We start from the raw sequence: 22,616 nt of genomic DNA on the forward strand, positions 1-22,616 counted from the left end.
TCAAGCCGAAAGCATTTCGCGCAACGCCACACAATCCACCGCATGCCAATCGGTCAACTCCGGCCACGGATTATCCGGCAAGTTCACCAGCACCGTGCGCGCTCCGGCCGCTCTCCCACAATCCAGGTCAAACCGGTAATCGCCAACCATCACCATCTCGCTTGTCGGGACCTTCCACGCATCGGCTAATTTGAGCAGGCCTCCTGGATGAGGTTTCGGCGGCGCTTCGTCGCGCCCCAGCACATCCTCGACCGCAAAGCAGTCGGCCAGGCCGATCGCCTCCAGCGTGACGTGCGCCAGCTCGCGGGCATTGCGCGTCAGGATACCCAGGCGATAGCCGCGTCCGGCCAACTCGCGCACCAGTTCCACGGCACCCGGTGCCGGTTTCGAACCCAGGGCCAGGTCGCGCTCGTGCTCCAGCAACCACGCGTGCTTGGCGGCGGCTTCCTGCGCCGGCAGCGCCGCGAGATGAGTCAGGATGTCGTCCTCGGCGGGGATGGCCAATGCCACGCGGATAGCCGCGAAGTCATGCACGGCCACCGTCAGGGTGCCGTCCATGTCGAACACCCAGTGCCGCACCGCCGCCAGGCTCATGCCCAGTCCTTGCGGTGACGGATCAGGCCTTCCTGGGTCACCGAGGCCACCAGTTGCCCGGCGCGATTGAACACGCTGCCCCGGGAGAAACCGCGGGAATTGCCCGCCCAAGGGCTGTCCATCGCGTACAGCAGCCAGTCATCGGCACGCAGATCGGCGTGGAACCACAGCGCGTGATCAAGGCTGGCCACCTGCATGTCCTGATGCCACACCGACTTGCCATGGGGCTGCATCGAGGTGGTCAACAAGCCGAAATCCGAGGCGTAGGCCATCAGATATTTATGCAGCGCCGGGGTGTCGGCCAAGGCGCCGTCGGCGCGAAACCAGACGTACTTGACGGGATCTGAGGGTTGCGGGTTGTAGGGGTCTTCCTCGGTCACCGGACGAAATTCGATGGGCTTGGGGCACAGCAGCTTTTCGCGCATGTGTTCCGGAATCAGGTGAGCACGCTGCTGGGTGAGTTCGAGCTCCGACGGCAGGTTTTCCGGGCCGACCACCACCGGCATCTGTGCCTGGTGCTCGAAGCCCTTTTCGTCGTACTGGAACGAGGCGCTGCAGGTGAAAATCGGGTTGCCCTTCTGGATTGCCGTCACCCGACGGGTGCTGAAACTGCCGCCATCACGCACTCGATCGACCTGATACACCACCGGCAGCGCAGAGTCCCCCGGACGCAGGAAGTAACCGTGCATCGAGTGCACATGGCGCGCCTCTTCCACTGTCTGACTGGCTGCCGAAAGGGACTGCCCGATGACCTGGCCGCCGAACAACTGGCGAAAACCCAAATCCTGGCTGCGGCCGCGAAACAGGTTTTCTTCGATTGATTCCAGGGTCAACAGGTCGACCAGATCATCCAACACTTGGCTCATTCAGACTCTCCTAACACAACACAATGCCGCGCAGTCTTGGCTGCGACGAACAATTCAATTTCTGGCCAGCGCCATCATGGGAGCCATTGTAAACGTCCGCGCCGGCTTAGCCATGCAGGGTTTGCAGCCATTGTTCACGGCTGATGCGATACAACACATGGTGCTCCAGTGGATGTCCGGCGGCGAGCTTGGGATGATCGAAGTCATCGGCTGAATCATGGTGCATTCCGATGGCTTGCATGACTTTCTCCGACGGCAGATTGGCTTGCGCGGTAAACGCCACCACCTCGTTCAGCCCGAGGCGGTCAAAGCCGCAGCGCAGAGCGGTCCAGGCCGCTTCGCTGGCGTAACCCAGCCCCCAATGTTCACGCGCCAGCCGCCAGCCTATCTCGACCGCCGGGGTAAATGGCGCATCGAAACCCACCACGCCCAGGCCGGTAAAGCCGATAAACGCACCGGTGTCCTTGCGCTCCAGCGCCCACAGGCCGAACCCGTGCTCGGCAAAGTGGCCACGAATGCGCCCGATCAGCGACGCACTTTCCAGACGGCTCAACGGCGCCGGAAAATAGCGCATCACCTGCGGATCGGCGCACATGGCCGCAAACTCAGGCAAATCCGCATCGCTCCATTGTCGCAACAACAGTCGCGCGCTCTCGAGTTCCAGTATCGGCTCCATCGTGCTCCCGTTTCCATGTCGCAAGTCTAGATCGCTGGTAGGATCCCTGATTCTTTCCTGCGTTCCTTCCAGATAAAACCGCCATGCCGCTGCCGTTGATCTACCACGAAGACTACAGTCCCGACTTCCCGGCGGACCACCGCTTCCCCATGGACAAGTTCCGCTTGCTGCGTGACCACCTGGTGGACAGCGGCCTGACCCGGGACGCCGACCTGCTGCGCCCGCAACTGTGCCCGTCGCAAATTCTCGCCCTGGCACATGACCCCGGATACATCGCGCGCTACATGGAAGGCGAGTTGTCCCGCGAAGACCAGCGCCGCCTTGGCCTGCCCTGGAGCGAAGCCCTGGCCCGGCGCACCGTGCGGGCAGTCGGCGGCTCGCTGCTGGCAGCGGAGCAGGCGCTGAAACACGGGCTCGCCTGCCACCTGGCCGGTGGCACCCACCATGCGCACTACGATTATCCAGCCGGATTCTGCATTTTTAACGATCTGGCGGTTATCAGCCGCTATTTGCTGGAAAGTGGCCGGGTGAATCGGGTGCTGATCTTCGATTGCGACGTGCACCAGGGCGATGGGACTGCACGCATCCTGCACAACACCCCGGACGCGGTCACTGTTTCCCTGCACTGCGAAAAGAATTTTCCTGCACGCAAAGCCGAAAGTGACTGGGACATTCCATTACCGATGGGCATGGGCGATGCCGCTTACCTGAAGGTCGTGGACGATGCGCTCAATTATCTGCTGCCGCTCTACCAGCCGGACCTGGTGCTGTATGACGCCGGGGTCGACGTGCACAAGGACGACGCCCTTGGCTACCTGAAGCTGACGGACGAAGGCGTCGCCGCCCGCGACGAAAGCGTGATGCGCCATTGCCTGGGCCGGGACATTCCCGTGGTCGGAGTCATTGGTGGGGGCTACAGCAAAGACCGCAAGGCCCTGGCGCGGCGCCATGGGATTCTGCATCACAGCGCCCAGCGGGTCTGGCAGTCATCAGGTTGTCACTGAGGTGTGGCTGGTTACCCACAATGCCTGTGGAACTGCCTGTGGATAACCTGAGTGAAAGGCGCTGCAAGCCATACTGGCTATGGCGTGCAAAGCACTGGTTGTTTTTTGACCACTCTCGAACACACAATTAATCGCCCGTGCAAGCGGGCTTGGCCCGGGCCCACAAGAGCGTGTGTCGGGCTGGTAGAATGCCCGCCCTATTCCGCCACTGCGCAGCGTTGAAGATGACCCAACCCTCGACCACCCTCCCCCCGCAAGTCGCCATCATCGGCGGCGGCCCCGCCGGCTTGATGGCCGCCGAAATGTTGAGCCGGGCCGGTTGCAAGGTCGACCTGTACGACGGCATGCCGTCGGTGGGGCGCAAATTCCTGTTGGCCGGGGTCGGGGGCATGAACATCACCCATTCCGAAGCCTATCCGGCCTTTCTGTCGCGCTATGCCGAACGCGCTCCGCAAATCGCACCACTGCTGCGCGCATTTGGCGCCGACGCGCTGTGCCAATGGATACATGACCTGGGCATTGAGACCTTTGTCGGCAGCTCCGGCCGAGTATTTCCCACAGACATGAAAGCCGCCCCGCTGCTGCGCGCCTGGCTCAAACGTCTGCGCGAAGCCGGCGTAGTTATCCACACCCGCCACCGCTGGCTCGGCTGGGATGCGCAGGGTGGATCGCGCATCGACAGCCCCGAGGGCGAAAAAACCATTACGCCAGACGCTACGCTGCTCGCCATGGGCGGTGGCAGCTGGGCGCGACTCGGCTCGGATGGCGCCTGGATGCTGCCCCTGGAACAGTGCGGGGTGCAGCTGGCACCGTTGCAACCGAGCAATTGCGGCTTCGAGGTGCAGGCCTGGAGCGATTTGATGGTCAGTAAATTCGCTGGCGCGCCGCTGAAAAACATCGCCATTGGCCTGGATGACGACGTGCCGCGCCTGGGCGAATGCGTGATCACGGCGACCGGAATTGAAGGCAGCCTGATCTACGCCCTGTCAGCGCCGATTCGCCAAGCCATCAATCGGGATGGCGCGGCCACTGTGCATATTGATCTGCTGCCGGGACGGCCTGTGGATAAAATCCAGGCAGCACTGGATAAACCCCGCGGCTCGCGCTCCATGTCCAAGCACCTGCACAGTCAGCTGGGGATCGATGGGGTGAAAGCGGCATTGCTGCGAGAGCAGGTTGCCGCTGTGGATTTTGCCGACACTGCGCGGTTGGCCCAGGCCATCAAGGCGCTGCCCCTGACCCTGGTGAAAACCCGTCCGCTGGACGAGGCGATCAGCAGCGCCGGTGGCGTGCGGTTCGAAGCGATGGATGAGCGACTGATGCTCAAGCAACTCCCCGGAGTGTTTTGCGCCGGTGAGATGCTGGACTGGGAGGCGCCGACTGGCGGCTACCTGCTGACCGCGTGCTTCGCCAGTGGTCGGGCGGCGGGGCTGGGAATGCTGGAGTGGTTGCAGCGCAAGGATTGAAGGCCGAGGCGCGTCCATCGCGAGCCTGCTCGCGATGGCGGCCTGACTAACACCGCACCCGTTAAGGTTTCTTCTTGCGCGGCCCGGTATTAAACACCGGCACCTTGCGCACAGGCTTGATCGAAGGCTCTGGCGTCGATGCTTCTCCGCTCTCGACCCACTTGCCCAGATTGCGTTTGCCGCCGCCGGAAGTCTTGGGTTTCTTCGGCTTTTTCGGCTTCTTGACCACCTGGCCGCTGGCATCGGTGTCCGGCACGCGATGCTCCGGTTCGAAATCATGCTCCATCTGTCGTGGCAGCGTCTGACGCGTCAACGTCTCGATGGCCGACAGCAAATTCACTTCATCGGCGCAGACCAGGGAAATGGCCTGCCCGGTCGCACCTGCACGGCCGGTGCGACCGATGCGGTGAATATAGTCTTCAGCAACGATGGGCAGGTCGAAGTTGACCACCAGCGGCAAATCTTCGATGTCCAGGCCACGGGCCGCGACGTCAGTAGCCACCAGGATCTGCACTTCGCTGGCCTTGAACCGGTCCAGCGCACGCTGACGGGTCGCTTGCGGCTTGTCGCCGTGGATACCGTCGGCGTTTACGCCCAGGCCCTGGAGTTTTTCCACCAGCGCGTCAACACCGTTACGGGTCTTGGCGAACACCAGCACCTGTTTCCACTTGCCCTTGCGCAGCAAATGAATGAACAGCTCCGGCTTGCGCTTCTTGTCGACCGTCACCACCCATTGCTTGACCGTGTTGGCCGCCACGTTGCGCGGGCTGACTTCGATGAGCAGCGGGTCGTTGAGCATTTGCCCGGCCAGTGTGCGAATTGCATCCGAGAAAGTCGCGGAGAACAGCAGCGTCTGGCGCTTCTTCGGCAACGCTTTGTAGATGTTGCCCAGCTCCTCGGAAAAGCCGAGGTCGAGCATGCGATCGGCTTCGTCCAGCACCAGGGTTTGCAGCTGGTTGAACTTGAGCGCGTTCTGGCGGAACAGGTCCAGCAAACGGCCCGGTGTTGCGACCAACAGGTCCACGCCTTTGCGCAGCTTCATCATCTGCGGGTTGATACTGACGCCGCCGTACACGGCATACGTACTCAACGGCAGGTTTTCGGCGTACTGACGCACGGCCTCGTGAACCTGCTCCGCCAGTTCGCGAGTCGGCACCAGGATCAGCGCGCGTACCGAGTTGGCCGTGACTTTCGGCCCTTCCATGGCCAGCAGTTGCAGGAGCGGCAGGGCAAAACCGGCCGTTTTGCCAGTACCGGTCTGGGCCGCAGCCATCAGGTCGCGACCGGCCAGCACCGCCGGGATGGCTTGCGCCTGAACCGGCGTAGGAGTCTGGTAGCCGAGCGTCTCTAGAGAGCGCAGCAAGGGTTCGATCAGGCCAAGGGAGGCGAAAGTCATGGGATTACCGTAGGAAAATTCAGCGCGGTTGTGCAAAACGAGTGTGCAATGCCGCGCAGTTTACCCTAATTCACTCGGGATTCTGTCGGCACCACTGAAGCGGGTTTGACTGGCGGGCGGCGCCACTGCGGCAAGCCGATCAATACCACCGCACTGATGATCACAGCCATCGCCAGCGCCTCCTCTATTCCGATGGTCTCGCCCACAAACACGATGCCCAGCAACACCGCGACGGCCGGGTTGACGTAGGCATAACTGGTCGCGGCAGCGGGACGGACATTTTTCAACAGGTACATGTAGGCGTTAAAAGCGATGATCGAGCCGAAGAGCGTCAGGTAGGCCAGCGCGGCCCAGCCTTCGATCGGTGGCAGGCTGTCCAGGTGTTCACCGCTGAGTGCACTGGCGATTAACAACGCCACGCCGCCGACCAGCATTTCCACGGCGCTGGCCATCGCGCCCTGGGGCAGCGGCAGATGCTTGCTCCACACCGAGCCGAAGGCCCAGGCCGCTGCCGCGAAGATCAGCAGTGCGGCGCCCAGCGGGCTCGATTGCAGGTTGGAACCCAGATTCAACATGGCGATGCCGATCAACCCGAGCACGATCCCGGCCCATTCAAGACGCGTGTTACGCGCGCCCCAGAAATAGCCGCAGAGCAAGGTAAACAACGGCACCGTCGCCACCGCCAGGGCCGCCACGCCCGAGGCGACCCCGGTGTGCTCGGCGACACTGACTGCGCCGTTACCGCAGGTCAGCAGCAAAATCCCGATGATTCCCGCCGCCTTCCAGTGTGCCCACGTCGGCGCCGGGGCCCCGCGCCAGCGTAGAAAGGCGTACATCAATGAACCCGCGATGACGAAGCGGATCCCGGCGAGCAGAAGCGGTGGCCAGTATTCCACGCCGATGCGAATCACCAGGTACGTCGAGCCCCAAATCACGTACAACGCAAAAAAAGCGGCGATCAACGGTAAGGGAAAGCGACGTGGGGCAGACATTGGGAAGCTCGCGGGCAGGGCAGGAGAACAGGCATTCTAGGAAAGCGAGCGGGTAAAAATAAGTTACAAAAGCGATTTTTAGCGCCGGTACACTTTCTGTTCCTAGAACCCGCGATGACGCTTGAGATGCTCATTGATCTTCGCCGCCGGCACTTTCTGCAAGCTCACCAGCAAATCATGGGTCAACTCTCGCAACCCATGCTTTTGCCGCAACTCCTGCGCCAGGTGCGCCGTCAGGTTGGCGGCCATTTCGGCGTCGGCCATGGCCCGGTGAGCCTGGCCGGTGTGGGGCAGTTGGGCGAAGGTGGTCAGCGTGCCCAGCTTATGATTCGGCGCAGCGGGCATCAGGCGGCGGGCCAGCAGCAGCGAGCAGGCGAAGTTCTGCAGGCGGGTGCGCTTGATGCGCCCCAGCTCGAAGTCCCAGAACTTCTGGTCGAACGCGGCGTTGTGCGCCAGCAACGGCGTGATGCCAACGAACTCGTTGACCTCGTTCATCACTTTTTCCGCCGAGGGTGCAGTGCGCAACATGGCGTTGCTGATGCCGGTCAGTTGTTCGATGAAGGGCGGCACTCGTACGCCGGCATTCATCAGGCTCTGGTAACGCTCGACGATGCGCCCCTGTTCAAGGATCACCACGGCAATTTCCGTGGCCCGGCAGCTGCTGCTCGGGGAGATCCCGGTGGTTTCAAAGTCGATGACTGCTATGCGTTCCAAACCTGTTTCAACTCCGTAAAAATCAATTCTTGAGCAGCAACGCGCCTTCGATGGGCACGTAGCGGCTGGCGGCGCGGATCAGCGAGTTGGCGGTCAGTCCCGGTACGCCGTAAGCCACCGCTTGTACCCCATGTTTGCTGATGATGCGCTCCAGCAACATGTCGAAATCCCCGTCCCCGGACGCCAGCACCACCTCGTCGACATGATCGGCAGCGTCCATGATGTCCAGCGTGATCCCCACGTCCCAGTCGCCCTTGGCCGAGCCATCGCTGCGCTGGATGTAAGGCTTGAGTTTCACGGTGAAGCCCAGATTGCGCAGAATCTGCTGGAACTGCTGCTGCTTGCTGTCGCCACGATCGATGGCGTAGGCGTAGGCTTCGACGATCTCGCCCTGCTTGCTGATATCAGCCCACAACGCGGCGTAGTTGAAATGGCAACCATAGGCCTGACGCACGGTGTAGTAGAGGTTCTGGACATCGGCGAACACTGCGATTTTTTTCACCGGGCATCCTCTTTCGCGCACAAGGGCGCGGGCTGGATCGGGCCGCAGGCCCGAAAAGTGGCCCAGTATGCCAGCCCGCAGGCGTATTCCGCGAATAATCGGCCATGTGGCGCGGGCGCAGGGTCGCGCTCGGGCTGGCTTGGGGGACGGCTGTGCAGTCCAGCGCGAGCCGGCCCCTCGCCGCAGGGTCAGACGAAGGAGTCGTCGTCGCCGAAGAACGACGAGCTGTCGTCACTGTAGTCGGCGTCGCTGAAGCCGCCCTGGTCATTGTTGTCAGCCACCCGCTGTTCATCGCCCCAGCCATTGCCGCTATCGCCCTGATCGTTGACCTGGGCCGGTTCTTCCTTGATCACTTCAACCACTTCAGGCTGCTGGTTGTGATGAAACAGGCTGCTGATACCCTGCGCCAGCATGACACCGCCCGCCACTCCCGCCGCCGTTTTCAGGGCGCCGCCGAGAAAACTGTTGCCGGCAGGCTGCTGCGCGCCATAGTTCTGCTGGGGCGGGGCTGCACCGAAGTTCTGCTGTGACGGTTGCGCGTTGAACGACGGCCGGGCGGGCTCGCGCCAGCCGCCACCGCTGGAGGCAGGCGCCGATGATGCCGGCAGCGGATCACGGGAACCGCCGCCAAAGATGCTCGACAAAAAGCCACCGCTGGCCGGCGCCGGAGCCTGAGCCTGCGCTTTGGCCGACTGCAGTTCAGCCTGCAATTGCTGCACTTGCCGGGTCAGCTCCTTGTTCTGCTGGTCGAGGCTTTTGATCGCAGCCTCCTGCACCAGAATCGACTGGGCCATGTAATAACCCGCCGCAGGCTGGCGAACCAGGTGCTCATTGATGCGCGCCTCGGCCTGGGCATCACGCGGGGCAGATTGCGCCTGGGCCTCTTGCAGCCGGGAAAACAGGCCATCGATCAGGGTTTGTTCTTCGTTGTTCATGGCGACCTCGTAGATTGCCGGGAATTTCATCGTCCTCATCCGCCGTGGATGGGGTGCCTGACGGTAATGGAGGCTGATGCAGGATGTTTCAATGACCTTTACCGAACGTTTACGTTTGCGCCGCAAAGCGCATCATCGGTTAAAGTGGGCCACTGCTTTCAACCTGCGATACCGACTGATGAATTCGTTCGATGTACTGCGTGACTCCCTGTACTTCTTCAAACGCAATCTGGGCCAGATCGTGCAGCTGTGCCTGCCCCTGGTGATTTTCGAGGCGCTGCTGCAGCAAGTGGTCGACCACTCCACCGAGCCGGACAGTTTCCCGGGCATCAGCGTGATTGTCGGCCTGTTGATCTACCCGCTCTACACCGCGGCCCTGATCCTGTTTCTGGACGCGCGCAGCCGGGGTGAATCACCCCGCACCCGCGACCTGCTGGCCATGTCGGCCACCTTGTGGCCGCGCTTTGCGTTGCTCACCGCACTAAACACCCTGTTGATCCTGCTCGGCCTGTCGCTGTATTTCCTGCCGGGCATCTGGCTGATGGTGACCCTGGCGTTTGGCGAGTACCTGCTGGTGCTGCGCGGCCTGGCGCCGCTGGCCGCGATGAAGGAAAGCCTGCGCCTGACCCGCGGCAATTTCCTGCGCATCCTGGTATGCATCCTGTGTGTGATGGGCCCGTTGTGGATCCTCAAGGGCGCGACCCTGGCGGTTTATCCCGAGCCGCAGAACACGGTGATCTCACTGCTGATCGACAGTGCCCACAGCTTCCTGCAACTGTTCACCAGCGTGGTGCTGTTCCGCTTGTTCATGCTGATCAGCGATGCCCCCGAAAAAATCGATGGGCCGCTTTGACTGTCGCGGGCCTTGGGGTTACCTGCTGCGCTCGGTTATGCTCGGGCTCAACTTATGTAACGCGATAAAAGCCGAGCCATGACCCGTCTACTGCGCTACACCCTGCTGGGCCTGCTGCTGTTGATCGGCCTGGCCGCCCTGATTGCCAACCTGACCTGGCGCCCCGATGCCAAGGAAGTGTTGCCGGTCAGCTGCAATGCCCAGGCCCCCACGCTGGTGCCCGGTCAGGCGCTGAAGGTGATGACGTGGAACGTGCAGTACCTGGCAGGTAAACGCTACGTGTTCTGGAACGACCTGGCCCAGGGCGAGGACGAAGGCCCGACGCCGGAAGACATGGCCTTCAGCCTGGACGAGGTGGCCCGGGTAATCCGCGACGAGCTCCCGGATGTGGTGCTGCTGCAAGAGCTGGACGATGGCGCCAAAGCCAGCGACTACCAGAACCAGCTCAAACTGTTGCAGGAACGACTTACCGATTTGTACCCCTGCAGCGCCCACGCCTTCGACTGGAAAGCCGAATTTGTTCCCGACCCGCATATTTACGGCAGCGTTGGCCGCCAACTCGCGACCCTCAGCCGTTATCAGATCGAGCACGCCGAACGCTTGCAACTGCCCATCGCGCCAGCCAATTTCATCAGCCGCCAGTTCGAGCCGAAAAACGCCCTGCTGGTGACTTATCTGCCGCTGAGCGACGGTGGTCAGATCGCCCTGTTCAACACGCACCTGGACCGCGCCAGCCAGCCTGACGAAACCCTGCAGAATCAAGTCAGCGCCGTGGGCAAGGTGCTCGACCGCTACGAAAGCCGAGGCACGCCGTGGCTGTTGGGCGGTGATTTCAACCTGCTGCCGCTGGGTCAATTCCAGCGCCTGCCCAACGAGCAACGCACCCCCTACTCAGCCGACAGCGCGCTGCACGTGCTGTGGGACAGGTACCCGATGATCCCGACCAACAATGAAGCCAGTGGAGCCGACCGGGCGCTCTGGCTGACCCACTACCCGAATGATCCGGGCCTGAACGGGCCGGACCGCACGGTTGATTACCTGTTCTACAGCCCGCGAATCAAGCGGGTCGAAGCGATGGTGAGGCAGGACGACACGTTGCGCATCTCCGATCACTTGCCGGTGATTGCGCGGTTTCTGCTGCCCGCATCGCCTTAATCCAACCTGGATACAGAATCTGGTAGTGAGCCTCTGCTCGCGATAGCGTTCGCAGGACCTGCCTGCGGTATCAGAGCACGCCGTACTGCTGGGCAGTCCGTTTTCTCATGAGCGGCTGTCTGGAGCAGGTTCAGATGCTCCATGGGCTTTCCAGTGCTTTGGATGGTGGCCCAGGCCCGTGTCGAGCCAAAATAGTAAAAATGTCTTCGCAGACCATGAAAAAACTGGGCAACCCATCTCCCCGGTGACGCCCTATGTGGTTATTGTTCGGGCACAACAACACCGTCGTCAGAACGGAAGCAGTCGGCGCAAAAATTGCCTGGATGTCGTACCCATCCAATCCGAGGTTTGCCGTGGCTGCGTACAATCTGCGTCAACTGAAATACTTCATCACCACCGTCGAATGCGGCAGCGTCGCCGAGGCTTCACGCAAGCTGTATATCGCCCAGCCCGCGATTTCCACGGCGATCAAAGGCCTGGAAGACAGCTTCGGCGTGCAGTTGCTGATTCGTCATCACGCCCAGGGCGTGTCATTGACGCCCAGCGGTGGCCGCTTCTATCGCAAGGCCCAGGAACTGCTGCGCATGGCCAAGGAGTTCGAACAGAACGCCCTGGCCGATAACGACGTGGTGGCCGGGCAAATCGATATCGGCTGCTTTGAAACAGTTGCACCGCTGTACCTGCCGCAGTTGATCGCCGGCTTCTCTGCGCTATACCCCGGTGTGAAAATCCGCATTCGCGACGGCGAGCAGCAAGAGCTGGTGCAGGGTCTGACCTCAGGCGCTTTCGACCTGGCGATCCTGTACGAACACGACCTGGATGCGACCATCGAAACCGAACCGCTGATGCCGGCGCAGCGGCCTTATGCATTGCTGCCAGAGGATCATCGTTTCGCCCGGCTCAAGCTGGTGTCGCTGCGGGACCTGTGCCTGGAGCCGATGATTCTGCTGGACGTGCAGCCCAGTCGAACTTACTTCGTCAGCCTGTTCGAAGAGCTCGAACTGACACCGCACATCGCTTTCAGCTCGCCGTCGATCGAGATGGTCCGGGGCATGGTCGGGCAAGGATTCGGCTTCTCGATCCTGGTAACCCGGCCGCACTCGGAATGCACTTATGACGGCAAGAAGGTGGTGTGCGTGGACATCGCCGAGGCAGTCACAGGCTCCGGGCTGGTGGCGGCGTGGTTGAAGCGCGGGCAGTTGACCAAGCCGGCGCAGTTGTTTGCCGATTACTGCCGGGAGCAGCTGACGGCCAAGGCGGCCTCTTGAACGTCAAAAGATCGCAGGCTCCCGCATCGGAATGCCCGCCAACACAGGAACTGGCGCAGCCTGCGGACTTTTGATCCTCAGCCTTTGCGCGGTTTTATGCGCGCCGTCGCCTCCGCCACCAACGGATCATCCGGCCAGTAATGCGAGGTATCAACTGACCGCTCTATGGATTGACAGCTTGCAACCCCTTAAAAACAAGGCCATTGCCGAATCAATATGCGACACTGATTGACCGTCAACCCATGCGACACTGATTGACAGAAATCTAATGGGCACGCCGCTTGATTGACACTCGATCCAGCGCGACCTCCGGCATAGCCGGGACAGGATTGACACTTCGTCACGGTAGGTATGCGATAGGACGACTCCGACATCCTCATAAAATGAGAAATGAGCTCTGACTCACAACGTTACCCGCCCACCAAGCCTGCACTTGATCTACGCGGGAATGTGCTCAAAAAGAGACTAAGAGACTTCCCCTACATCGAGCCTTAAGGCTTCTTCATGTGATAGCCACCTGTGGGTTAGGCTTCTCGATCTCACTCGCATCAGGTCGACAATCCAGCAAGCTTGAGCGACTATCTTAACTCCGCGTACGGTTGCTTTTAGAATGGCAGCCGAACTACCAAGTGTTGCCGTGCCCCCTCTAGCCGATTGCCGAGCAAACATCGCAGGAGCAATAAAGCCAGTGAAAGAATTCACCAACCCGGTATCAAATATTGCCGTATTTCACGATGAGGAAAGGCATTTCCTGGAGGCCTTGACACGTTGGAATTATTTTCCAAATCAAAAAGATTCCTCAACCGAATTACCCCCATGCTTCTCAACAAGTAGATTCACTCCAGAAATTGCTGAAGAGCTAGCAGCTATAAATTTAAGCCGAGAGAGAAAAACCTACTGGTTCGACCTTGTGGAATACAAGGCCACACGATTTAACAATGTTCCACGGGTGCTCAGCCTTATACATCCCCTCGCCTACGCGAGGATATATTCAAACCTGAAGAAAAACAGGCTAGAAATACTCGAATCGATGAAAGATGAAAAAAGCGTCATCACTGCCGAACAGCATAATGATGGCCGCATGTTTATCATGAATTATGAAGACCATGAAACAAAAACAAAAAACACTTTGGAAATTAGTTTTGGTGCGAGTTTTCGAGCTCATGCTGACGTAGCCAATTGCTTTGGCTCTATCTACACACATTCTCTAGAATGGGCCATTCAAGGTTATGAAAAGGCCAAAGAGCGGCTACAAGAACGTGGAGGAGAAAAGCACTGGAGCTCGACCCTCGACGTAACGCTGCGCAACGCAAAACGCAACGAGACTTCCGGCCTGCCTGTTGGCCCTAGCTCCTCAAGCATTGCGGTGGAAATAGTTCTGGCTGCGGTTGATAGAGAGCTCGCGGGAAAGTTTCGCTTTGTACGTTACATTGATGATTATACGGCCTATTGCGAAACACATATTCAGGCTCAGGAATTCATTCGTGCCCTGAGCATCGCCCTGTCTCGATACCGTTTAACGCTCAATCTCAGCAAAACAAAAATAACCGAGCTACCGGAACCGCTGGTGGACTCCTGGGTTACCAAATTAGCTAATGCTACCCCGTGGAGAACCGATTCCAACGGAGTCTTGACCCTCTTCACTCATGAGGCCATAAATTTTCTTGACTATGCCGTACACTTAAACCGGGCAGTGCCTGATGGCAGTGTATTGAAGCTAGCTGCAGGACTAATTTGCCATAGAGCTCAGGGTGATACAGCCGCCACAGTATTTCAATACATTCTCAGCCTAAGCTGGCACTACCCAATACTCCTGCCACTTCTTGAAAAGATCGACGCCACTTCGGACTACTACGACAAAGAGGCCGTCACTGGAAAACTCAATGAGATCCTCGAAACCAATGCGTTACATCGCCGTTCGGACGGCATGTGCTGGGCGCTATATTATTTGAAGCAGCTAAGCTCACACCCAACTACTGAAAACATCGAATTGGTTATTCAGACGAGTGATGCAACAGCGATTGCTCTGCTCAGTATTTTCGAATCCGCTACAGATGCTGTAGTTGCGCATGCTCGCCAGGTGATTGAAAACTGCACCCTGTACGAACTTGATCAAAATTGGATTCTGCTTTATCAGCTTTTCCTCCATGCAAAGATAGAGAATCCCTACGTAGATGATCCTACCTTCGAAATCCTTAAAAAGCATGACGTCCAGTTCCTCAACCCACCTAAGAAAGCTTCCAAAGCTGAAGACTACTGCTTCTATTACTCGAACCCATTTAGAGAAGAAAATGAATCACCGGTAGGGTTCCAGGATTACCTAGACGGGAAGTATTGACCGGCGGCTTTTTTCACAACCAAGGCACGCTTGCCGTGCCCCCTCTGCCGTCAGGCTTTGGCCCGAAGAGGCATTAACCCTCAGGGCTCCTGCCAATGTGAGAAGCGCCCTCCCCCTGTCGCTTCTCGCCCGACGTTGCAGAGCTGTTCGAGAATTCATCCAATATGGCTAATATTCAAGCTGTCACTCTTCCTCCTGATGACTCAGAAAATCAAAGGTGGTAAGCGTGTCGCAGTTTAGGTAGTGGTACATACTCGACGCGTCTTGAAAGTGCATGCCGCAGAAGCTTCCGCAGAAAGGGCAGCACTCGTTCCATTCCAGGTTGCCCCAACTCCAGACACCGAGATACTCGGGCACACCATCCCGATCATTGCCGATGACTTCGAAAGAATCGTCGGTCGTACCGACAAAGCCATCGATGCCGGAATGCTCGAGGATCGGCAGATGTCCGCAGGATCCAAATCGAACCATTCGCCAGTACCACGAAGGTGAGAGAAGTTCTGATGGATCTCCTTCTCCAGTCGCACGTCATCATCTGTACGAATCCAACCCAGAAGTAAAAGCCTCCTCGGATTCCCGGTTTGAAGGCCTTTTCTGCGGCGCTCGATGTCCTTGGCCCGACCTATCTTCACCTTCTCATTACTATCTTCAATGAAAAAATAGATCATTTCCGCTCCTTTCTTACGCCTGCGATTCCCTGTCTTTCAGCATCGGCAAAGAGATCGTCTGCCCTGATGATGTATTAGTGCACGCAGCAGGGGCCATCGTCATTATTGGTCGCGTTATTCGCTCAGTTTGATGTCCCCAAATAGGGCCATTAAGCCTAAAAATGATGGTTAATGTGCCGCATTGGGCGCATTAAATTTAAATCTCAGAGCAACGTAGCACTAGGTCTCGACGCTAGGACGGCAGTTGAGTCACTGATTCGCTGGGCGAATGGCGAGCCCAGCGCAGCCTAGCTATCGACATGAATTGTCTAATAGCCAGCGCTCCTCGTTCATTTCTGGCTTTCGACCCTGGCAAGGTCAGCGCTGCCTCTACCTTGGCACGGCTCGCTTCGTACATTGCGAATGCGTTGAACTCAGAATCAAGCAGCACCAAAAGCACTATATCGAAGGGTTGTCGTAGATCAATTGCACCCATACGACCTGTAATTCTTAGCGGGTTCATGATGCAGCGGCCTTTGATCTGGAATTCTCGCGGTGCCATCTTCCAGCATCTCTGTAGCGTCGTAACCGGCCTGCCTGGCAGGATGCAGTTGTAGGCCGAGTTTCGTAGCAGCTTCGTATTCTGCCACCTCGCCGGTCACGCCCAGCGGCTTGCCGGTCAGGCGATAGAATCTATGCGCGAGCACCTTGGCCTCTTTCAAAACCTCTAGGATTTCATCCTGGATCAATTCAGCCTGCTGTGGCTCGTTGCCATAACTTAGTTCAGTCATCTGCAAGCGCCTCGAGCGCAGCGAGCAGCTTGGCCAGCTCAGTAAGGTTGGCAGTGACGATGTCATATTCTCCTCGACTGCTCAGCCGATACACATCGCGCGCTTTTTTAACGCGTTCGAGAAGAGGGACGACAATACCGGATGCCCGCTCTAGGAAGTCGTTGATGTCTGCACGCGTCTGGGGAATTTTGTAGCCCTTCGCCGCACTTGTGATGATGACGTCCGCATCGCGTAGTTTGGCAATGCCACTGGAACGGATTCTCTGGCCGTTGACCTCTCCCAGTCCGCTGTCTTTTAGATGGGCCATGATCTCCGTAGTCAGTACGTAGTCCTTGGTGACAAATTCGCTCTGGAATCTCAAGAACCGCAAGATGCTCAGCTGCAGTCGCTCATCTTCATCGGGGTGGTCACCAACCCGCTCGCTAAAACGGTCGGCCTGGCGGAGAGCCTCCTGGTGTACCTGGTAGTCAGCATATCCAGACTCATTCGTAGGCGGTGGCAGCAGAGACTGGTACTTGGATGGCCACTCAAGCATGCCAAGAGTCAGGCCGCGTAGGATCTTTTTGTACGCAAGAACTGCTTCTTCCGATGCTTTCTCTTCATAGATCTGAGCGACTGAGCCAGCGAAGAAATCTGCAACCTGAACCAAAACGTTGTCCTTACTGGCCATCGTCTTGAAGGCATCTTTATCGCCAAATAGGTCGTCCACGAATCGTTCTGCAACGTAGCTTTTGAGGCTCTCCTGAAATTCCTGGCCACCATGCTCGTCTACGATCATCTGGAGGTCAGGGTATGCGCGGAACAAACGTTCATAGAGCAACCCGTTCACGTATTTTATGAACGAGGTCTTGATACGGAGGCCGCCGTCTTTGTGAATTCGGGACTTATCAACGACGGTGAAATAGAGCTTGAATGGCAGCTCAGCTAGCTCGTTGAGGATTCGGGCACGGCGATCTGAATCCTTCGGCTTCAGATTGCTGGATTTGATCTCGCCTGTTTGAAAATGACGCATGCGGAGTGCTTCAGCTTGGGCATAAGCAGCTTCCAGGTCTTTCTCTGCCACCAGAATGGAGCACACGATGAAGAAGCCCGAGCTTCCTCCCTTTGACGTATCAAGATCGGAATTCCCGGACTCATCCACAAAGGCATACGTTCTGTCCATGAGCTTGCTCCATCAACAACGTACTGAGCGCAGTGGTCGCCCAATGGCAAGGTGGCGAACTCAGTTCGTCGCAGTGGTACTGCCTGGAGCGGGGCCTTCGCTGAACGTGTAGTTGATGACCACGTCATTTCGGATCAAGACGTCGAGAGTTTTCTGAATGCCCGTAGTCGTCACCTTCATGGTGACCACGTAGCTCTGGGCATGGGCTGAGCCATTGGTGTAGGTGTAGATCCACTTCTCGTCGGTCTCGCTGACTGCGCTCTTAGCGTAGGGCTCACCAAATAGCGACTTCAACTCAGCAGTCGTGGTTTTGCCTTTGGTGATGCTCGTTACACTAGCCGACGGAAAGTCTCGGCCTGCGGTGTAGTGAGACGTAGCGCAACCGCCGAGTGCGACACACATCCCCATGACTGCGATGAGCTTTTTCATATCCTTCCTTGATCGTAGAAAGCTCCAAATCTAGCCGGCATCGAGGCTAAAAGCCATCACCAAGGTGATCAGCTACTTTCGCGCACTCGCAGATAAAGTTTCTACATCGATTTGACTGATACAACCTCAACATATTTGTACTTCTTCCTGGCAGCCTTCACAGCCTCCTGCTCAGCAAGCAACGAGCTCAACGTATCAGCCTCGTGAATCAACTCGACCATATTACCTTCAAACTCGTTCCCAACCCGGAGCGTGACCCGCAGCCTGGGCGTATAAGCTTTTGCTGCTTTCTTCTTCACTTGGGGAGCTGCTGCTGGCTTTGTAGACACCACCTCTGGCGCATGCTCCTGAACTTGAGGAGCAGACACCTGCTCTTCGGGCTGATGCGTACCGAATAGAGCGCGACGCATTTCTTCTTCAGTTAATTCAGAGTTCATAGAACATCTCAAAGGGAGGCTTTTCGCCGGGCAAGTTCTACTAGGATTGTTGCTGACCGGTATCATCTGGGCATTTGCCTGGGCGTCAAATTCCTAGTTCGATTTCAATACAACATCCCCGCAAGGCTCGCGAAAGCTGCTGTTTCGGCAGCAGTGTAATGAGCCCATCTACCAAGCTGCTGGCGTGACGAGCATACAAGGTGACTGTGCCTGCCGCCCGAATTCGACCCGGTACGAAGGCACCTACTCGTTCCTGGGCAATTTTCAGTATATTCAAGACTTCTTGGCTAACTTTGTCGTGGGATAGATGCTCAACGACTGGTCTGAACGGGCACGGGGCGCGGCTCCACATTTCTATGACCGCTTGGAGGAGTCCGTCTGAGCCAAGATGCTCGAGGGCCTTCTCCCATAGCTCACCCTCCTGCGCCATATCTAGGCGAGCCCTAGTCATTCCGGAGTTCCAACAACATGAGGCTCTTTCTTGATTGCGAGTTTACCCAGCTCTCGGCAGCAGCAAAGCTGATATCACTTGCACTGGTGGCCGAAGATGGGCGCGAATTCTACGTGGAATTGCTCGACACATGGCGAGAAGAAGACTGCAGTAAATTCGTCGTCGGTATCGTCCTTCCACAGTTATGGGGTGGGAACTATTCGTTGCCCATGGTTGAAGCCAGGATGTCGCTGCTCGAGTTTCTGACGTCGTTCAGCAATGAGGTTGAGATCGTCACGGATGCCCCAGAGTACGACTGGGAGCTTTTTTGCGAGCTTGCCTATGAGGACGGGCGCTGGCCCAGAAACGTTCGCAATTATCCTACCGACGCAACGATGCTTGCCCCGACCAGCGATGGGGAAGAGCTGCCCCACCACGCTCTGCTCGACGCCAAGATCATCGCCGGTATGTTCGCGCCAGTGCGCTCAAGGAAAGGGTTATCCTGATCAGATGCATGGATCAACAATCTGGATTCGCAAATTGGGTGGGGCGACGTATGAAATGGAAGGCGCGCACGACGGAGCAAGTCGCGGAGCTGATTTGCGGGGACAACACAGAAGGCTATTTCCGCTACCTCACCGGCCCAAACCTGACTCGTTTCTTCAGGGATTCCGATACTGAGTTCGTCCATGACGGCTCTACTCGCCGATTCTGGGTTGCGGATGCCCTGCAAAAGATCCTGGATTTCCCAAGTTCAAATACTTTGATGCCACCAGATGCCATGCTCCGTGTAATTCGCCTCCTTATGGATAGCGAGGATGCTTTCAATGAAAAGCCACCCCGCCTAAATGCGCTCAAGGCGCTAAACGGAGCGATCAAACGCGAGGGCTTCGAAGCGTTCTACGGGGACGACGATCAGTGCTATCTGCGTCACTCCGGCACCGGCACCGTGGGGAACGAATCCGCGAGTCCTCACCGTCCCCTCTCCGCCGCAGAAATTGATAAGAAGAACCAGCTTGTTGCATACCTGGATCAGTGCTCAGAGGACAATTTGATCGAGCATGTATTGCTTCCACTGTTCCGACAGCTGGGTTTCGCTCGAATCACATCTGTCGGCCATAAAGACAAGGCCTTGGAGTACGGTAAGGACGTCTGGATGAAGTTCACGCTTCCTACCCAGCACGTCATCTACTTTGGCATCCAGGTGAAGAAGGGGAAGCTCGATTCGTCCGGGGTAACGAAAGCCGGGCAGGCGAACGTCGCCGAGATCCACAACCAAGTGCTGATGATGCTGGGCCACGAGATTTTCGACTCAGAGCTCAATAGGCGTGTACTGGTCGATCACGCTTTTATCGTCGCAGGTGGCGAAATCACCAAGGCTGCTCGAAATTGGATTGGCAGTAAGCTCGATCAATCCAAACGAAGTCAGATCCTCTTCATGGACAGAGAGGACATCACTAACCTTTTCGTGGTGTCTCCTTTGACAGTGCCGCAGGTGCCGAGAAAAGCCTCCATCCAATTCGACGACCCAATCCCGTTCTAGCTGCGTCAGAGCCACGTTGGCTGTGGGAGAACGTATCACTAGCTCTTCACAGGAGATGATCAACAATCATAGCCTTTGCACCGACACGTTGCCCTTACGCACTGGCCTAGTGCCTCGCAGTGCGACAAAAAACTAGCCTTCAACATATGATCTTGTGATCAGGGATGACAACAAATGCCTTCTATGCGCCCCTCCCACTACGCTATGCAGCAGCGCACCGATGGCGGCCCTTTTCTCCGTATTGATCTTGATGACGTCGTGGTGCTAACCGAGGAGGAACGCAAGATCGTTGAGTCAGATGATGAGTATGAAGCGATTAATGACGAGATCTATGGCACGTCTCGTGTCTACTACAGCGATGTCGCTCTGTCAGATGATGCGCCTGGTTGGCATCTGATTTTGGAGGTAGCTCCAGAGTATTTGACGCTTTATCCCATCAACGCCCGGTCAGAACATCCTGAATACGCCCAGCCCAGATACGACACCGTCAGGTCGATCATCATTACCAGGCCGGTGTACCAGCCTTATGCACATCCAACCGACCAGTACGAAGTCGATGAGCTGCTGAGTGGTATACCAGCGGGGCTATCGAAGGATTGGCGCTACGGGCTAGGGTTTCACTACGAATACCGATACCTAGTAAATGCCGTGAGTAATTTAGAGGGAGTGGACACACTCATCCTGCACGGCGGAAACGGTAGCAAGGATGCGAAAGTTAAAGCCAACGAGTTCTACCTGGGAATTGATCGACTTGAGCAGTTGAAAAAGAGCTTAGATCGCTTGACCCAACGGCATCAGCGAGAGACTGCTGCGGACAAAAAACTCGTCTGTTATACGAGTTTGCTACATCAGGCAGCGCCAGAGCTTTATCCAGCCCAGTCGCGAAAGCTATCCCCGGATCTGCTTGCCAGCTTGGTTTCACTCGGTTCGGTGACGCCTAGTCTTTCTCCGAGAGACCAACAGCAGGCAATTAAACTTACGCAACAGAGCGTTCCAACCCTGGCGAAATCCGCACCTCGCACCCTGTACAACCTGAAGGCAGAGATTGAGCTGGTTACCCTAGGCCAGCTCATTGGCGTCTATAAGAAGATGATGGAAAGCAAAGTTGGGGAGCCGAAATGGCAGACCTTCCTCAGCGAAAACCCATTCATTCTCGACATGGCGTTTGGGTATCCCGTCAAAAAAATCGCCGACCAACCCTACGTAGGTGGAAAGAATCTCAGTGGCCGAGGTGGCCAGTATTCCGACTTCCTCATGGCAGCGAAGGCCACCGGCAATCTCGCCCTGATCGAGATCAAACATCCCCAGCAAGACCTGCTTGGGAAGCAGTACCGGAAAACCTATGTCCCCTCCTACGAGCTCAGCGGTTCAGTCGGGCAGATCATCAGTCAGCGTGGCAATGTTCAGCGCGAGATCTTCGGGCTAGCGCATGGCCTCAAAGAACGTGTTCATGCCCATGCGGTTGCGGCCATTGTCATCATTGGCCGCAACCCGGAAGAAGAGGATAAGCAGGAAGCTTTTGAGCAATATCGAAACGGGCTCAAGGATGTGCTTGTGATCACCTTCGATGAGCTACAGGTTCGTCTTGAGAGCATTTATCAAGCGCTGACACCACAACCTCCTGTGGAGCATGAGCCTATCAGGGATGAAGACCTACCGTTCTAAAGACTGCCGCACATAGTGGATTTCCATACGGATCGAGGACAACGAGGCGAAGCTCAATAATCAGGGACAGTCGCCAAACAATCCGTAGCGGTCTCGAAATTCTTCGATCTCGATTTCCGGCAGAACGTCAGGGTGCTGATTCATAGTCTCCAAGGTTTTTTCAGGGGCTGAACCCACGGCGTTAATCTTGCGAAAAATACGGCAAGCGGAGCGCGCAGGCAACGGGCAGGAGGCTTGCGGATTCGCCAAGACCCGCCGTAGCGGGGCTTGGTGCACGACAGCCATACCGCCGAAGGTGGGCAAGCCCAAGAGGTGCCGGGGCTACTGAAGCTGACTGGGCGTTGGGACATACCGCCCGCCAGCGATACGCATAAAGTCTCGCAAGCTCCGACGCCCAACGTCACGCTGGAAGGTCGCAATCACGTACTTGGAGTTGACCGTGTTGATCACCCAAAACCGCCCTTCCTTTACCACCGATTGGATGTCCGATGTCCGAATCAGACGACCGTCCGAAAAGCGCTGATGTGGCCCTGGGCAAATGTGACCGAACACGACGCCAACGGCGCTACAAGCATGGATGTGGACGCTCACTAGGAACGCCGTAATCAGCCCCTCGTAGTCCTGAGACACAGCCTGGGCAATCCGTAGCAGATCAAAGTCTGAATACCGCTTCACGTGCGTATTCCACGGCTATCCGGCCACTGATTCCATGAACATCCGGCCACCTATTCCACGGTGATCCGGCCACCCATT

The 22,616-nt window shown here is 57.5% G+C and carries 23 protein-coding genes and 1 pseudogene; 9 read left to right on the forward strand and 15 right to left on the reverse strand.

Annotation, left to right across the window (positions count from 1 at the left end; all coding sequences use genetic code 11):
* The 3 genes from AAEZ05_RS20290 to AAEZ05_RS20300 all read right to left on the reverse strand — a co-directional run bounded on the left by AAEZ05_RS20290 (position 1) and on the right by AAEZ05_RS20300 (position 2,136).
* Positions 1 to 594: an HAD family hydrolase gene (locus tag AAEZ05_RS20290; RefSeq protein ID WP_045062053.1), complete on the reverse strand. Its 594-nt coding sequence runs from the start codon at positions 592 to 594 to the stop codon at positions 1 to 3.
* Positions 591 to 1,460: an acyl-CoA thioesterase II gene (gene tesB / locus AAEZ05_RS20295; RefSeq protein ID WP_205893059.1), complete on the reverse strand. Its 870-nt coding sequence runs from the start codon at positions 1,458 to 1,460 to the stop codon at positions 591 to 593. The genes AAEZ05_RS20290 and tesB overlap by 4 nt, the downstream gene beginning before the upstream one ends.
* A gap of 106 nt (positions 1,461 to 1,566) precedes the next feature.
* Positions 1,567 to 2,136 carry a GNAT family N-acetyltransferase gene (locus AAEZ05_RS20300; RefSeq protein WP_045062055.1) on the reverse strand — a complete coding sequence of 190 codons (570 nt, stop codon included), beginning with the start codon at positions 2,134 to 2,136 and terminating at the stop codon, positions 1,567 to 1,569.
* Between the two features lie 83 nt (positions 2,137 to 2,219).
* On the opposite strand from AAEZ05_RS20300, the gene AAEZ05_RS20305 reads away from it, so the two are divergent.
* Both AAEZ05_RS20305 and AAEZ05_RS20310 read left to right on the forward strand, forming a co-directional pair.
* Entirely contained in the window at positions 2,220 to 3,140 is a 921-nt protein-coding gene (locus tag AAEZ05_RS20305; RefSeq protein ID WP_045062056.1) for a histone deacetylase family protein, read from the forward strand.
* 224 nt (positions 3,141 to 3,364) lie between these two features.
* Positions 3,365 to 4,606, forward strand: coding sequence for a TIGR03862 family flavoprotein (locus tag AAEZ05_RS20310; RefSeq protein WP_177328598.1), 1,242 nt, complete (start codon positions 3,365 to 3,367; stop codon positions 4,604 to 4,606).
* 61 nt (positions 4,607 to 4,667) lie between these two features.
* On the opposite strand, the gene rhlE1 is transcribed toward AAEZ05_RS20310, so the two are convergent.
* From rhlE1 to AAEZ05_RS20335, 5 genes are all read right to left on the reverse strand, one after another.
* Positions 4,668 to 6,002 (reverse strand): RNA helicase RhlE1, encoded by a 1,335-nt coding sequence (gene rhlE1, locus AAEZ05_RS20315; protein WP_045062058.1) that lies wholly within the window; start codon positions 6,000 to 6,002, stop codon positions 4,668 to 4,670.
* A gap of 65 nt (positions 6,003 to 6,067) precedes the next feature.
* A complete protein-coding gene (yedA, locus tag AAEZ05_RS20320; RefSeq protein ID WP_045062059.1) occupies positions 6,068 to 6,994 on the reverse strand; it encodes a drug/metabolite exporter YedA in 927 nt (308 codons plus the stop codon).
* A gap of 102 nt (positions 6,995 to 7,096) precedes the next feature.
* Entirely contained in the window at positions 7,097 to 7,708 is a 612-nt protein-coding gene (locus AAEZ05_RS20325) for a 3'-5' exonuclease (RefSeq protein WP_045062060.1), read from the reverse strand.
* Positions 7,709 to 7,730: 22 nt separating this feature from the next.
* Entirely contained in the window at positions 7,731 to 8,210 is a 480-nt protein-coding gene (locus AAEZ05_RS20330) for a LabA-like NYN domain-containing protein (RefSeq protein WP_007946629.1), read from the reverse strand.
* A 188-nt stretch (positions 8,211 to 8,398) separates the two neighbouring features.
* Positions 8,399 to 9,145 (reverse strand): DUF2076 domain-containing protein, encoded by a 747-nt coding sequence (locus AAEZ05_RS20335; protein WP_045062100.1) that lies wholly within the window; start codon positions 9,143 to 9,145, stop codon positions 8,399 to 8,401.
* 178 nt (positions 9,146 to 9,323) lie between these two features.
* Between AAEZ05_RS20335 and AAEZ05_RS20340 the strand changes: the two genes are divergently transcribed.
* The 4 genes from AAEZ05_RS20340 (at position 9,324) to drt4 (ending at position 14,759) form a co-directional block, all read left to right on the forward strand.
* A complete protein-coding gene (locus AAEZ05_RS20340) occupies positions 9,324 to 9,998 on the forward strand; it encodes a YciC family protein (RefSeq protein WP_350648562.1) in 675 nt (224 codons plus the stop codon).
* A 78-nt stretch (positions 9,999 to 10,076) separates the two neighbouring features.
* A complete protein-coding gene (locus AAEZ05_RS20345; RefSeq protein WP_045062061.1) occupies positions 10,077 to 11,153 on the forward strand; it encodes an endonuclease/exonuclease/phosphatase family protein in 1,077 nt (358 codons plus the stop codon).
* Between the two features lie 353 nt (positions 11,154 to 11,506).
* Positions 11,507 to 12,421, forward strand: a complete 915-nt coding sequence (locus tag AAEZ05_RS20350; protein WP_045062102.1) for a LysR substrate-binding domain-containing protein — start codon at positions 11,507 to 11,509, stop codon at positions 12,419 to 12,421.
* A 610-nt stretch (positions 12,422 to 13,031) separates the two neighbouring features.
* Positions 13,032 to 14,759 (forward strand): antiviral reverse transcriptase Drt4, encoded by a 1,728-nt coding sequence (gene drt4 / locus AAEZ05_RS20355; RefSeq protein WP_350648565.1) that lies wholly within the window; start codon positions 13,032 to 13,034, stop codon positions 14,757 to 14,759.
* A gap of 183 nt (positions 14,760 to 14,942) precedes the next feature.
* Here the strand turns inward: drt4 and AAEZ05_RS20360 are convergent, their stop codons facing one another.
* The 6 genes and pseudogenes from AAEZ05_RS20360 to AAEZ05_RS20385 form a co-directional block, all read right to left on the reverse strand.
* Positions 14,943 to 15,230 carry a hypothetical protein gene (locus tag AAEZ05_RS20360; RefSeq protein ID WP_350648587.1) on the reverse strand — a complete coding sequence of 96 codons (288 nt, stop codon included), beginning with the start codon at positions 15,228 to 15,230 and terminating at the stop codon, positions 14,943 to 14,945.
* Positions 15,231 to 15,262: 32 nt separating this feature from the next.
* Positions 15,263 to 15,427 (reverse strand): annotated as a pseudogene (locus AAEZ05_RS20365) (GIY-YIG nuclease family protein); the annotation flags it as partial.
* A 461-nt stretch (positions 15,428 to 15,888) separates the two neighbouring features.
* Positions 15,889 to 16,197 carry a hypothetical protein gene (locus AAEZ05_RS20370; protein WP_350648567.1) on the reverse strand — a complete coding sequence of 103 codons (309 nt, stop codon included), beginning with the start codon at positions 16,195 to 16,197 and terminating at the stop codon, positions 15,889 to 15,891.
* Positions 16,190 to 17,359: a DUF3800 domain-containing protein gene (locus tag AAEZ05_RS20375; RefSeq protein ID WP_350648569.1), complete on the reverse strand. Its 1,170-nt coding sequence runs from the start codon at positions 17,357 to 17,359 to the stop codon at positions 16,190 to 16,192. Before AAEZ05_RS20375 ends, AAEZ05_RS20370 begins: the two co-directional genes overlap by 8 nt.
* A 60-nt stretch (positions 17,360 to 17,419) precedes the next feature.
* Positions 17,420 to 17,788: a hypothetical protein gene (locus AAEZ05_RS20380; RefSeq protein ID WP_350648571.1), complete on the reverse strand. Its 369-nt coding sequence runs from the start codon at positions 17,786 to 17,788 to the stop codon at positions 17,420 to 17,422.
* Positions 17,789 to 17,889: 101 nt separating this feature from the next.
* The gene (locus AAEZ05_RS20385; protein WP_350648572.1) at positions 17,890 to 18,225 is read right to left on the reverse strand and encodes a hypothetical protein; all 336 of its coding nucleotides are present in this window, start codon (positions 18,223 to 18,225) and stop codon (positions 17,890 to 17,892) included.
* A gap of 468 nt (positions 18,226 to 18,693) precedes the next feature.
* On the opposite strand from AAEZ05_RS20385, the gene AAEZ05_RS20390 reads away from it, so the two are divergent.
* The 3 genes from AAEZ05_RS20390 to AAEZ05_RS20400 all read left to right on the forward strand — a co-directional run bounded on the left by AAEZ05_RS20390 (position 18,694) and on the right by AAEZ05_RS20400 (position 21,863).
* A complete protein-coding gene (locus AAEZ05_RS20390; RefSeq protein WP_350648573.1) occupies positions 18,694 to 19,161 on the forward strand; it encodes a 3'-5' exonuclease family protein in 468 nt (155 codons plus the stop codon).
* A 50-nt stretch (positions 19,162 to 19,211) separates the two neighbouring features.
* Entirely contained in the window at positions 19,212 to 20,198 is a 987-nt protein-coding gene (locus AAEZ05_RS20395) for a hypothetical protein (RefSeq protein WP_350648574.1), read from the forward strand.
* A gap of 174 nt (positions 20,199 to 20,372) precedes the next feature.
* Entirely contained in the window at positions 20,373 to 21,863 is a 1,491-nt protein-coding gene (locus AAEZ05_RS20400; protein ID WP_350648576.1) for a Shedu immune nuclease family protein, read from the forward strand.
* A 321-nt stretch (positions 21,864 to 22,184) separates the two neighbouring features.
* Here AAEZ05_RS20400 and AAEZ05_RS20405 read toward each other — a convergent pair whose 3' ends face one another.
* Positions 22,185 to 22,538 (reverse strand): hypothetical protein, encoded by a 354-nt coding sequence (locus AAEZ05_RS20405; protein ID WP_350648578.1) that lies wholly within the window; start codon positions 22,536 to 22,538, stop codon positions 22,185 to 22,187.
* Positions 22,539 to 22,616 lie beyond the last annotated feature (78 nt).

Source organism: Pseudomonas sp. HY13-MNA-CIBAN-0226, assembly GCF_040310305.1.
GTDB classification, from domain to species: Bacteria; Pseudomonadota; Gammaproteobacteria; order Pseudomonadales; family Pseudomonadaceae; genus Aquipseudomonas; species Aquipseudomonas gregormendelii.

Bases quoted from the DNA above. Each gene is read 5' to 3' on its own strand.
- AAEZ05_RS20390 (WP_350648573.1), top strand. From the start codon at position 18,694: ATGAGGCTCTTTCTTGATTGCGAGTTTACCCAGCTCTCGGCAGCAGCA.
- AAEZ05_RS20305 (WP_045062056.1), top strand. From the start codon at position 2,220: ATGCCGCTGCCGTTGATCTACCACGAAGACTACAGTCCCGACTTCCCG.
- AAEZ05_RS20360 (WP_350648587.1), bottom strand. From the start codon at position 15,230: ATGGTTCGATTTGGATCCTGCGGACATCTGCCGATCCTCGAGCATTCC.
- AAEZ05_RS20380 (WP_350648571.1), bottom strand. From the start codon at position 17,788: ATGAAAAAGCTCATCGCAGTCATGGGGATGTGTGTCGCACTCGGCGGT.
- AAEZ05_RS20370 (WP_350648567.1), bottom strand. From the start codon at position 16,197: ATGACTGAACTAAGTTATGGCAACGAGCCACAGCAGGCTGAATTGATC.
- AAEZ05_RS20340 (WP_350648562.1), top strand. From the start codon at position 9,324: ATGAATTCGTTCGATGTACTGCGTGACTCCCTGTACTTCTTCAAACGC.
- AAEZ05_RS20385 (WP_350648572.1), bottom strand. From the start codon at position 18,225: ATGAACTCTGAATTAACTGAAGAAGAAATGCGTCGCGCTCTATTCGGT.
- AAEZ05_RS20400 (WP_350648576.1), top strand. From the start codon at position 20,373: ATGCCTTCTATGCGCCCCTCCCACTACGCTATGCAGCAGCGCACCGAT.
- AAEZ05_RS20300 (WP_045062055.1), bottom strand. From the start codon at position 2,136: ATGGAGCCGATACTGGAACTCGAGAGCGCGCGACTGTTGTTGCGACAA.
- rhlE1 (WP_045062058.1), bottom strand. From the start codon at position 6,002: ATGACTTTCGCCTCCCTTGGCCTGATCGAACCCTTGCTGCGCTCTCTA.
- AAEZ05_RS20335 (WP_045062100.1), bottom strand. From the start codon at position 9,145: ATGAACAACGAAGAACAAACCCTGATCGATGGCCTGTTTTCCCGGCTG.
- AAEZ05_RS20345 (WP_045062061.1), top strand. From the start codon at position 10,077: ATGACCCGTCTACTGCGCTACACCCTGCTGGGCCTGCTGCTGTTGATC.
- AAEZ05_RS20290 (WP_045062053.1), bottom strand. From the start codon at position 594: ATGAGCCTGGCGGCGGTGCGGCACTGGGTGTTCGACATGGACGGCACC.
- AAEZ05_RS20310 (WP_177328598.1), top strand. From the start codon at position 3,365: ATGACCCAACCCTCGACCACCCTCCCCCCGCAAGTCGCCATCATCGGC.
- tesB (WP_205893059.1), bottom strand. From the start codon at position 1,460: ATGAGCCAAGTGTTGGATGATCTGGTCGACCTGTTGACCCTGGAATCA.
- AAEZ05_RS20375 (WP_350648569.1), bottom strand. From the start codon at position 17,359: ATGGACAGAACGTATGCCTTTGTGGATGAGTCCGGGAATTCCGATCTT.
- yedA (WP_045062059.1), bottom strand. From the start codon at position 6,994: ATGTCTGCCCCACGTCGCTTTCCCTTACCGTTGATCGCCGCTTTTTTT.
- AAEZ05_RS20395 (WP_350648574.1), top strand. From the start codon at position 19,212: ATGAAATGGAAGGCGCGCACGACGGAGCAAGTCGCGGAGCTGATTTGC.
- drt4 (WP_350648565.1), top strand. From the start codon at position 13,032: ATGGCAGCCGAACTACCAAGTGTTGCCGTGCCCCCTCTAGCCGATTGC.